Here is a 10,370-nt window from a genome sequence, read left to right on the forward strand (position 1 = left end):
CAATGTCGATGAAAAAACGTAAGTGGCTAAAAACAATGTTTACTGGTTGTGTTTTAGGTTCGTTATTAATAACGGCAGCTTGTTCAGGAAAGAAAACAAGTACAGAGGATGAAAAAACGATTAAGGTAGGAGTCCTTGCTTCTTTAACAGGACCGCTAGAATCGTATGGAAAACAAACAGTGAACGGATTTGAATTAGGGTTAGATTATGCAACTGGTGGAACTGGGAAAGTAGATGGGAAAAAGATTAAGTTTGTTGTAGAAGATACAGAAACGAAAGCGGATGTAGCAGTTAAAAAAGCTACGAAGTTATTAGAAGAAGAGAAAGTTGATTTTTTAGTTGGATCGTCTAGTTCAAGTGATACGTTAGCGGTTTTACCACTGGCTGAAGAATATGAAAAGATTATGGTTGTAGAACCGGCAGTTGCGGATAGTATTACCGGGAAGAACTGGAATAAATATATTTTTAGAACTGGAAGAAGTTCCTCACAAGATGCGATTGCAGGAGCAGCAGCAATTGCGAAAAAAGATGTAAAGATTGCAACATTTGCCCCAGATAACGCTTTTGGTCGTGAAGGGATTGCTGCATTTAAAGCGGGTGCGAAAAAATTAGGTGCGAACATTGTGAATGAGCAATACGCGGATACAAATTCAACAGATTTTACAGCGAATATTCAAAATATCATTAGTTCAAAACCAGATTATTTATTTATCGTTTGGGCAGGGGCAAATTCACCTTGGAAACAGTTGAAAGATATGAATGTGGAAGCGCAAGGTATTAAAATTTCTACAGGTGCGCCAGATATACCAGCATTAAAAACAATGGATGCATTAGTAGGTATGCAAGGTTTTTCTGTATATTATCACACACTTCCAAAAAATAAAGTGAATGATTGGCTAGTTGAAGAGCATAAAAAACGTTTTAATGGTGCAGTGCCAGATTTGTTTACAGCAGGAGGAATGTCAGCAGCAATTTCTATTGTAGAAGCCTTAAAGAAAACAAAAGGTGATACAGATGTAGATACCTTGATTAAGAAAATGGAAGGAATGGAATTTGATACACCGAAAGGAAAGATGAAGTTTAGAGAGAAGGACCACCAAGCGATGTAGACACTGTATTCTATCACATTGAAAAAGCAAGACGGTGTTGATTATCCGGTGCCAGTGTTAGAGCGAGAATTAACGATGAAAGAAACAGAACCACCAGTTCAAAATAAATAGACTGAATTTTCTGTTGTTTTTGTATAAAGAGGGGGGACTCTCTTTATACATATTTCTTTCATACTCACGGCTTTAAAGGGAGGGATTTCGTGACACATTTGCTAGAGACGAAAAATCTTAGTGTATCTTTTGGTGAACATCAAGTTATTAAAGATGTAAATTTAACTGTCCAAAAAGGAAAGCTCATTTCTATTATTGGGCCAAATGGTGCGGGGAAGACAACGTTATTTAATTTACTAAGTGGACAGATTTCACCCACAACAGGTGAAGTGTATTTTAAAGGGCAAGATATTACAAAACTATCGATTTCAGATCGAACACGCTTAGGAATCGGTCGCTCTTTTCAGCTTACAAACATATTCCCAGAATTAACGGTACTTGAAAATGTCCGTTTAAGTGTTCAATCATTCGTACAAGATTACTATAGTTTTTTCCCGAGTTCAGCAAAATTAAAGCAACAAGTTGGAGAGGCGAGACGTTTCTTAAAAACAGTATTACTTCATGAAAAAGAGAACGTATTAGCGAAAGATTTGGCACATGGAGAGAAAAGGAAGCTAGAACTTGCGATGTTATTAGCTTTAAAAACGGATGTGTTATTACTTGATGAGCCGACGGCAGGTATTTCGGTTGAGGAAGTCCCTGCTATATTACAAGTGATTGAAAATATTAAGAAACATCCAGAGAGCACAATTGTACTTATCGAACACAAAATGGATATGATACTAGGTTTGTCAGATCATCTTATCGTTTTATTTCATGGAGAGTTATTGGCTGAAGGATTGCCAGAAGAAATTATGAAAGATGAGCGTGTACAAAGTGCTTATTTAGGGGGATTATATAGTGGCACTATTACAAGTGAATAATATAGAAACGTATTTAGATCAGTTTCATATTTTGCAAGGAGTATCTCTTGCTGTTGAGAAAGGGACGATTACTGTACTGTTTGGTAGAAATGGGGCAGGGAAAACAACGACATTACGTTCAGTGATGGGGTTTCACCGCATTGCAGATGGTGAAATTTATTATGATAGTGCAAAAGTGAGTGGATTACCTACACATTTAATTTCAAGAAAAGGAATAGGGTATGTACCAGAAAATCAAGGTATTTTTCATGATTTGACAGTAGAAGAAACTTTCGCTCTTGCTAGGGGAAAAGGTGAGGAAGTAGAAGGGAAAATAGAGTGGATGCTGGAACTATTTCCGGATTTAAAGCAGTTTTGGAATAAGAAAAGTGGGCTCTTGAGCGGAGGGCAAAAGCAAATGTTGGCTATTTCAAGAGCGTTTATTAATAGTGATGGATTATTACTTATTGATGAACCGAGCAAAGGGCTATCCCCGATAATGGTGGAGAAATTAATGGTAGCTATTTTGAAGATGAAAGAGAAAACAACAGTTTTACTTGTTGAGCAAAATTTTATGATGGCCAGTCAAATTGGCGATTATTTTTACATTATGGATAACGGACGAATTGTTCATAACGGTTTTATGAATGAATTAAAAAAGGATAAGGAAATGTGTCATAAATATTTAGGAATCTCTTAACATGAATCCGAGGTGAAAAGGATGGATGTGTTAATCAATTTATTTGTAAATGGGATTTCAACAGGGATGCTCATTTTTTTGTTAGCATCAGGTCTTTCACTTATTTTTGGTTTAATGAGCGTTTTAAACTTTGCACACGGTGGTTTGTTTGCATGGGGAGCATTTACAGGTGTTTGGTTATTTAATATGACAGGAAGTTATATATTAGCTTTAGTTGGAGCAGTAGCCATGGGAATGTTCCTAGGATTTATTTTAGAAAGGTTTCTTATTAGGCCGGTATATGGAAATCATGTTCGACAGCTGCTCGTTACGCTTGGAGGAATGCTCGTTCTTAGTGAGTGTATTAAAATATTTTGGGGGCCAAACCCTATTAGTGCAAAATTACCGTTATGGTTACAAGGAAGTTTTACATTCGGAGGTATTATATTAATTAAATATCGTCTATTTGTTATTTTGGTTGGGATAATTATTTACATTGCACTACTACTATTACTCAAAAAGACGAAGATAGGTCTTATGATCCGTGCAGGTGTAATGGATAAAGAAATGGTTCAAGCGCTTGGTATTAATGTAAAAGCGATATTTTCTTTCGTCTTTTTATTAGGGGCAGGGATGGCAGCTTTGGGAGGATTCTTATTAGCGCCGTATTCGGGCGTTATTTTCGCCGAGATGGGCATGCAGTATGCAATTTTAGCTTTTATAGTAGTAATTATCGGTGGATTAGGAAGCGTTCAAGGTTCAGCTATTGCTTCTTTAATTGTCGGATTAGCTGGTGCTTTTACAGCGTATTTTATACCAGATTTATCACTTGCAATTAATATGTTAATGTTACTATTTTTCTTAATAGTGAAGCCAACTGGACTTGTTGGTGAAAAGGGGTGAAATGGTGAACAACACATCGGACCGAATTAAAGTATACTTCGGAGTATGTATGCTCATTTGTTTAAGTGTATTTCCGTTCGTAAATGATTCACGGAGCCTGTTAATTTTGTTCACTCAAATCTTCATCTTTGCTATTTTTGCAATGAGTTTTGATGTATTGCTTGGGTATACAGGAATTGTATCGTTCGGTCATTGTATGTTCTTTGGGATAGGAGCATATGGGGTAGCGCTTTTATTTGATCGACAAGGCGTATCAATAACGAACTTTTTAATTGGAATAGTAGCTGCAATTATCGTTTCAGCAATCGTTAGTTATATAATTGGTTTGCTTTCTTTACGATTGAAAAGTCATTTTTATGCAATGTTAACACTTGCTATTTCACAGCTATTTTTTGTACTTGCTGAAAAATGGCGTGGGCTTACTCACGGAGGAGATGGTTTTACATTTGGTGTACCAGACGTATTCCGTGATCGTTTTACGTTTTATTATGTAACACTTATATGTTTACTTATCATTTTTGTTCTGTTACGTCTTTTCACCAAATCTTCTATTGGAAAAGTATTAAAGGCAATTTCCCAAAATGAGCAACGTGTTGAAGCACTAGGATATAAAGTGCTTCATTATAAAATTATTGCTAGCATTGTTGCAGGAGTAGTAGCTGCGATTAGCGGTGGTTTATTTGTTATCACATTGCGTTTTGTTAATACGACTGTATTTTCAATTGAAATGACATTAAATGCATTATTGATGACGATGATTGGTGGGGTTGGAACGTTAATTGGAGCAATTGCAGGAGCTGGAATTATTGAATCTCTAAAATATTATTTATCAGAACTAGCTACAGAGTATCCGATCTTTGAACGATGGACGATTATTCTTGGTTTATTGTACATTATCGTATTGCTAGTTTTCCCGAAAGGATTAGTTGGCACGGTTAAGGGACTGAAGAATATGAAGCGGAATAAGAAGGAGAAAAGTGCAGAAGTGGAGCAAAATGTGTGAAAAATCAATTGTATAGAATATGAAAATCCCTCTTTTAGATTCATAAAGGAGGGATTTTTTATTAACCGAATAGTTCATCAGGGATTTGTTTGAAAGAGTTTTGATTTGTAAAAAAATGAACAGCTAATTTTTCAACTGGAACATCTTCAATTGGTACCAATTTATCATTTTTAATCGGCAAAAAGGCTATCCCTTTTCCGTCCTGAATAAACTCTTCCATAAGCGAATAAGAATCTAATTGTTGAAGTTGACGCTGAGATAAATTATTTTCTTTTAGAAATTGTATCGTCTTATTTCTAAAAGGGCACTTTTTGTCATTGCTAACGAAGAAGAGTTCCTTTGAATAGTCAATGATACATTTTTCTTGATCTTTTAGTAAGCCTATAGAAATTGAAGTAGTAAATACTTTTTTAAAACCTGCACCAGAATCATCCTCATAAGTGATGACCATATCAACTTTTTGTTGCTGCAGTAATTTTGGCAAATGACTACTATTTTCTACATATATTTGATAATTCATGAAATTTTCTTTAATACGCTTACTTAAATAATTAGTCAAAATCGATTGTGACGTCGCGATTATATAAGAAGACCCACTTGTTTTAATTTTATCTTTCGCTTCTTCTAATAGAGTTAATATTTGATTCGTGTAATCTAATAAAATGTCACCAGAAGGTAATAAGGAAACGCCTTTGTTATCTCTATGTAGTAAGGGTGTTTCTAATTCTTGTTCTAATTTTTTGATTCTTTCAGTTACGTTCGGTTGAACATAACCTAACTCTTTAGCAGCTTTACTAATAGAGCCCTCACTGGCTACAGTTTTGAATATAATAAGATCATTTATTTCCATGTATCTCAGCCCCTTATGCACTATCATTATAAATGATACCAAACATAATTTATACCTATTTTACGTTAGCTACTTATCGATTTATCATAATGTATATAAGATTGAAAGCGAGTGATAAACATGATTGGAATGCAATATAAGGTCATTTTGCCAAAGGATTATGACATGGAAATTATTAAGAAAAGGGTAAAGGATAATGGTTATAAAACTGATGGTTTCCAAGCACTAAATTTTAAAGCTTATTTAATTACGGAAACGGAGAAAGACGGGAATTTTTATAACTGCTATGCACCTTTATATATTTGGAATGGGCATGAAGGGATGAATAAATTTATCTTTGAAGGGTATTACGATAATATTTTACAATCGTTTGGTTGGCAACAAATACATATAGGTGTTCCATTAGTTGTTAATCTAAGTGATGATTTTAAGAAATGTAAGTATGTTGTTGAATACGTGGGGAGTATTTCTCAAAAGAATTCATTGATTGAAACTCAATTTAACTTTTTTAATAAGAATGTCCAGAATACAGAAAATTGTAAAGGGAATGTAATAGTGTATAACCCAGATAAGTGGGGATATAGTCAGTTTGAATTTTATGAAGTAAAGCCTGAAATTGAAGAGATAGAGGATATTACATTATATGAGGTTTTACACATTTCACAGTAGATGCGGAATTGAAATAGAAATAAATTATTTATAAAAAATCCATTTTGATTCAAGTAATAATGTTCAAAATGGACTTTTCTTAATTATCTTATGTATATTCAAAACAAATTACTGCTTTTCTTAATTCTTTATTAAAGAATAAGTAAATACGATCGGCACCATAAGCTTGAAAATAATATCCTGTAACAAATCCAACATATGTAAAGGGATGTCCATATTCATCTTTTGGTACATATAGAAGATTCGTAAAGTCAAAAATTTCGTCTTCGTTATCGCAGTCTTCTAATAATTCTTCACCTTCTTCTGTCATAAAACGAACATCATCTAGGATACCATTTACCACAGGATAATTTAATCCCCAGCCATTTGTTTGTTTTTCAACAAACTCTTGTTCTAATACTTCTACAGATGTTATTTCTTTTCCTAAGCTAGAATAAGGATAAATTTTTTGATTACGTTGAAAATACTCTTTACGGATTTGATAATCTCTTTTATTACTCTCATAGGCTTGTTCTATTATGTCAGAATTATTTTGTTCGATTTCGAAATAATTCCAATCCGCTTCAAATTTATATTTTCCATTAATGACATCGAATCCTAATGTATCTGCTTTCGTAAAATTTGTGTGAAATGGTTTGGTGAAATCACCCACGCAACCATCATGGATTTCTTTTGCTGACACAATATGTACCCATTCGTCCAATTCCGGTTCAATACATTGTAAGTTTATAGAACAAATGGGTAAAAAGTGCTTTTTATGTTGTTCTAAATCATCATAAAATATGTCTTCATATTCAGGGAATGGTTTTATAAATTGTTTAGAAATATGCATGTTCTACCCACCTTTACATTAGTGATTTGTTTAATTTTATCATTTTATTTTAATTTTTTCTTATTTAAAAATTTATGATACACATAGTTATGGGAATAAAGAGTTCGTAAGTAAGGTGGATGTCTTATTGTTAAAATTTTATCATATGTCGAACAGTTGAGAGATGAAGCAAAGTAAGACTTCATACTTATACATAGCCTTATTACATTCGACACATAACGACAATATGCTGTTCATTTATCTGTTAGTATAATATATAGTTTTTGAGGATTTTTATCATTTTTACATTGGGGGAAGGGAATTTATGTTTAAAAAAATCGCAACAGTCACTTTAGCAGGGACGTTAGCTTTCAGTTTATCGGCATGTGATGAGAAGAAAGAAGTAGCTAAAACTGTATCAAATAATAAGAAGGAAGAGCAAAGTAGTGCCAAAAAAGAAAATACGAAGAATGAAGATACAAGAGAATATAATGTTGAAAAAACTACTCAAATTAGAAATCAAAAATTAACAGTCCATAAAGTACAAATAGCACAAGTGGCAGAATATGATAAGCTGGAAAAAGGTAATGAGTTTGTTATTGTTCATGTTACAGTAGAGAATATTGGTAATCAAAAAGTTAGAATTAATCCATTAGATTTTTACCTTGAAAGAGGAGATGGAAGTATCGTGGACCATACATTTTCAACTAGTAATAAAAACGTTTTTAAAATTAAAGATGTAGATCCAAACGGTAAGATAACAGGAGCCATAACGTTTGAAGCGAAAAAAGGTGATTCTAATCTTGAATTAATTTATAGACCTGATGTTATGTCTAAAGAGGAAGTAAAGGTAGAACTTAAATGATATATCCTGTAAAAGCCCAATTGGTGTAAACAAGGGTTTTTTATGCAAACTTATACAGGTTTTACATGAAGACGGTATGCTCAAATGAATTTACGCTACGATAAAAGAAAATAATAGATTAGATGGTGTGAATTTCAAACATACGGTTTTGAAAACAAAAAATAAATGCATGATAAGGATTGGCGTTGGAGCTTAATCCTTTTTTTATGAAGATGTAGAGAATGGCAAGTAGAACTAATACTACACGAGTGATGCCTTTAGTTAAGTAAAAGTAAGTTGAGTTATATAAAAAATGTGATTTTCTCTTGCATTACTATCACTTGAGTGGTAAAGTGATAGTAAGATTCACGATAGGAAGTGATCAAACATGCGTGATAATACGATAGGATCATTAATATGGTTACGTTTAATACGATTTACGAACCAAAGTAATCAATTGTCAAATGAGTTTTTAAAACGTTTTGATTTAACGACAGCTCAATTTGATGTGCTTTTGCAAATACGTACGTATCAACCACTAACACAAATGGAGTTAGCTGAAAAGGTAACTGTTACACAAGGTGGCATTTCTCGAATGTTAACTCGTCTTGAAAAAGAAGGATATATTGTACGAAAACAAGATTGGAAAACGAAAACAATTAGTCTTACAGAGCAAGGAGAAGCAGCTTTAGAGAGAGCATTGCCAGAACAACTTGCATTTCAATCTTCGTTTTTTGATGATGTATTAAATGAAGAAGAGCAGAAAATATTATACGAGCTGATGACGAAAGTTCATAAGCATAGCGAAAAAAAAGAATTACCGCAAGAGTAATTTTTTTTACACTATCAATTGACTAATCAAGTGATGGTGTAGGTAATACGGAGATAAACTTGACTTACCAACGTTTTTAGAAAAAAACTAATACTACTTTATTAAAGGGGAGAGTAACTATGGAAAAATACCGTATAGATACAAGAAAAGGAATTGAGTTTGGATTATATTCAATTGGTGATCATGTTTTAAATCCACATAATGGGGACAAAATTACGCCAGAGAAAAGAATTCACGAACTAATTGAAACAGCTAAGTTAGCAGATGAGGCAGGGCTTGATGTGTTTGCTGTCGGCGAAAGTCACCAAACACATTTTACAACGCAAGCTCATACAGTTATTTTAGGTGCGGTCGCGCAAGCTACGAAAAATATAAAAATTGCAAGTTCCGCAACGATATTAAGTACATCTGATCCAGTTCGAGTATATGAGGATTTCGCTACCATTGACTTGATTTCTAATGGACGTGCAGAAATTGTGGCTGGTCGTGGATCTCGTATTGGAGGATATAGTTTACTTGGTTATGACGTGAATGATTATGAAGAATTATTTGAAGAGAAGATGGATCTTTTATTAAAAATTAATAACGAGGAACATGTAACATGGAATGGACAGTTCAGAGCACCGCTCGCACATGCATCGGTTATTCCAAGAGCGAAAAATAATAACTTACCAATTTGGCGTGCAGTTGGAGGTCCACCAGCTAGTGCAATTAAAGCAGGACGTGCAGGTGTGCCAATGATGATAACAACACTTGGTGGTCCAGCAATTAACTTTAAAGTGTCAGTAGATGCTTACCGCGAGGCTGCTCAGCAAAGCGGATTTGATCCAGCTAGTTTACCAGTTGCGACAACGAGTTTATTTTATACGGCAAAAAATTCACAAGATGCACTTAGTGAATATTACCCTCACATTAATGCTGGTATGCTTACACTGCGCGGTGATGGGTATCCGAAACAGCAATTTACAAATGCAATAGATTACCGTGATGCTTTAATGGTTGGTAGCCCACAACAAATCATTGAGAAAATGCTTTACCAATATGAATTGTTTGGCCAACAACGCTTTATGGCACAAATTGATTTTGGCGGTGTACCATTTGATAAAATTGAGAAAAATATTGAATTAATTGCTACTGAAATTTTACCAGCCGTTAGAAAACATACAGCAAAATAAATAAAAAAACTGAGAGTTTAATCGACTCTCAGTTTTTTTATTTGTTCTGGAAAAATGACAAAAAAATGAACTTTTAGTCGAGGAAGAGGGAAGTTGTTTTCTATTTTTGAATAACATTATTTCGAGTTTGAATTTTGAAAATACATTTTTCTCTTGACAAAAAATAAGCATTTATCGTGGGTGCTTTCGAGGACATTTTTCCGAGTAAAAGTCAAGCGTATGAAGAAAAAACGATTGTTTTATAGATATAAAAGTAAGAAGTATATTGAAAAAACACATTTTACTAATGAGAAAAATCTGATTCAAAAAAATGACAAAAGACATATTTCAGACAAAATGATGTCAATAATACGTCAAAAATAACCTGAATTTACTATGCAGGTATATTATACAATTCGATTAACGAATAAAACACTACAGAAATAGTGAAAAGGTAAAAAATAGCATTACAATAGTTTGAAAAACTGAAACTTCATATTTTTCGACAATACATACAAAATGTTTTTGTCTTTTCGTATTTCTTAATAATTGAGTTTGATAAG

10 protein-coding genes and 1 pseudogene are annotated in these 10,370 nt (G+C 33.5%); 9 read left to right on the forward strand and 2 right to left on the reverse strand.

The annotated features are described in order from the left end of the window. Nucleotides 1-2: 2 nt before the first annotated feature. The 5 genes and pseudogenes from AC3WVZ_RS08255 (at nucleotide 3) to AC3WVZ_RS08275 (ending at nucleotide 4,647) form a co-directional block, all read left to right on the forward strand. A pseudogene (locus tag AC3WVZ_RS08255) lies at nucleotides 3-1,220 on the forward strand (substrate-binding domain-containing protein). Between the two features lie 89 nt (nucleotides 1,221-1,309). Beyond that, nucleotides 1,310-2,083, forward strand: coding sequence for an ABC transporter ATP-binding protein (locus AC3WVZ_RS08260; RefSeq protein ID WP_000149338.1), 774 nt, complete (start codon nucleotides 1,310-1,312; stop codon nucleotides 2,081-2,083). Beyond that, on the forward strand, nucleotides 2,061-2,762 hold the full coding sequence (locus tag AC3WVZ_RS08265; RefSeq protein ID WP_001196696.1) for an ABC transporter ATP-binding protein: 702 nt from the start codon (nucleotides 2,061-2,063) through the stop codon (nucleotides 2,760-2,762). Before AC3WVZ_RS08260 ends, AC3WVZ_RS08265 begins: the two co-directional genes overlap by 23 nt. Nucleotides 2,763-2,783: 21 nt before the next feature. After that, nucleotides 2,784-3,644, forward strand: coding sequence for a branched-chain amino acid ABC transporter permease (locus AC3WVZ_RS08270; protein WP_074047774.1), 861 nt, complete (start codon nucleotides 2,784-2,786; stop codon nucleotides 3,642-3,644). A 49-nt stretch (nucleotides 3,645-3,693) separates the two neighbouring features. Beyond that, nucleotides 3,694-4,647 (forward strand): branched-chain amino acid ABC transporter permease, encoded by a 954-nt coding sequence (locus AC3WVZ_RS08275; RefSeq protein ID WP_002040965.1) that lies wholly within the window; start codon nucleotides 3,694-3,696, stop codon nucleotides 4,645-4,647. Nucleotides 4,648-4,708: 61 nt separating this feature from the next. Here AC3WVZ_RS08275 and AC3WVZ_RS08280 read toward each other — a convergent pair whose 3' ends face one another. Beyond that, complete coding sequence (locus AC3WVZ_RS08280; protein WP_000405005.1) at nucleotides 4,709-5,497, reverse strand: LysR family transcriptional regulator; 789 nt, start codon at nucleotides 5,495-5,497, stop codon at nucleotides 4,709-4,711. Nucleotides 5,498-5,617: 120 nt separating this feature from the next. Between AC3WVZ_RS08280 and AC3WVZ_RS08285 the strand changes: the two genes are divergently transcribed. Further along, nucleotides 5,618-6,166: a DUF4865 family protein gene (locus AC3WVZ_RS08285; protein WP_000579891.1), complete on the forward strand. Its 549-nt coding sequence runs from the start codon at nucleotides 5,618-5,620 to the stop codon at nucleotides 6,164-6,166. A gap of 88 nt (nucleotides 6,167-6,254) precedes the next feature. Here AC3WVZ_RS08285 and AC3WVZ_RS08290 read toward each other — a convergent pair whose 3' ends face one another. Next, nucleotides 6,255-6,998 carry a hypothetical protein gene (locus AC3WVZ_RS08290; RefSeq protein ID WP_000548215.1) on the reverse strand — a complete coding sequence of 248 codons (744 nt, stop codon included), beginning with the start codon at nucleotides 6,996-6,998 and terminating at the stop codon, nucleotides 6,255-6,257. 304 nt (nucleotides 6,999-7,302) lie between these two features. Between AC3WVZ_RS08290 and AC3WVZ_RS08295 the strand changes: the two genes are divergently transcribed. The 3 genes from AC3WVZ_RS08295 to AC3WVZ_RS08305 all read left to right on the forward strand — a co-directional run bounded on the left by AC3WVZ_RS08295 (nucleotide 7,303) and on the right by AC3WVZ_RS08305 (nucleotide 9,828). Continuing rightward, complete coding sequence (locus AC3WVZ_RS08295; RefSeq protein ID WP_000473156.1) at nucleotides 7,303-7,842, forward strand: DUF4352 domain-containing protein; 540 nt, start codon at nucleotides 7,303-7,305, stop codon at nucleotides 7,840-7,842. A 367-nt stretch (nucleotides 7,843-8,209) separates the two neighbouring features. Beyond that, a complete protein-coding gene (locus AC3WVZ_RS08300; RefSeq protein WP_001205510.1) occupies nucleotides 8,210-8,653 on the forward strand; it encodes a MarR family winged helix-turn-helix transcriptional regulator in 444 nt (147 codons plus the stop codon). 119 nt (nucleotides 8,654-8,772) lie between these two features. After that, nucleotides 8,773-9,828: an LLM class flavin-dependent oxidoreductase gene (locus AC3WVZ_RS08305; protein ID WP_000417543.1), complete on the forward strand. Its 1,056-nt coding sequence runs from the start codon at nucleotides 8,773-8,775 to the stop codon at nucleotides 9,826-9,828. Nucleotides 9,829-10,370: the final 542 nt, after the last annotated feature.

The sequence above is a fragment of the Bacillus sp. CPT56D-587-MTF genome (genome assembly GCF_058792335.1).

What these genes read in the sequence shown, in the direction of transcription:
- AC3WVZ_RS08270 (WP_074047774.1), top strand. Translation starts at nt 2,784, where the DNA reads ATGGATGTGTTAATCAATTTATTTGTAAATGGGATTTCAACAGGGATG.
- AC3WVZ_RS08275 (WP_002040965.1), top strand. Translation starts at nt 3,694, where the DNA reads ATGCTCATTTGTTTAAGTGTATTTCCGTTCGTAAATGATTCACGGAGC.
- AC3WVZ_RS08280 (WP_000405005.1), bottom strand. Translation starts at nt 5,497, where the DNA reads ATGGAAATAAATGATCTTATTATATTCAAAACTGTAGCCAGTGAGGGC.
- AC3WVZ_RS08285 (WP_000579891.1), top strand. Translation starts at nt 5,618, where the DNA reads ATGATTGGAATGCAATATAAGGTCATTTTGCCAAAGGATTATGACATG.
- AC3WVZ_RS08290 (WP_000548215.1), bottom strand. Translation starts at nt 6,998, where the DNA reads ATGCATATTTCTAAACAATTTATAAAACCATTCCCTGAATATGAAGAC.
- AC3WVZ_RS08295 (WP_000473156.1), top strand. Translation starts at nt 7,303, where the DNA reads ATGTTTAAAAAAATCGCAACAGTCACTTTAGCAGGGACGTTAGCTTTC.
- AC3WVZ_RS08300 (WP_001205510.1), top strand. Translation starts at nt 8,210, where the DNA reads ATGCGTGATAATACGATAGGATCATTAATATGGTTACGTTTAATACGA.
- AC3WVZ_RS08305 (WP_000417543.1), top strand. Translation starts at nt 8,773, where the DNA reads ATGGAAAAATACCGTATAGATACAAGAAAAGGAATTGAGTTTGGATTA.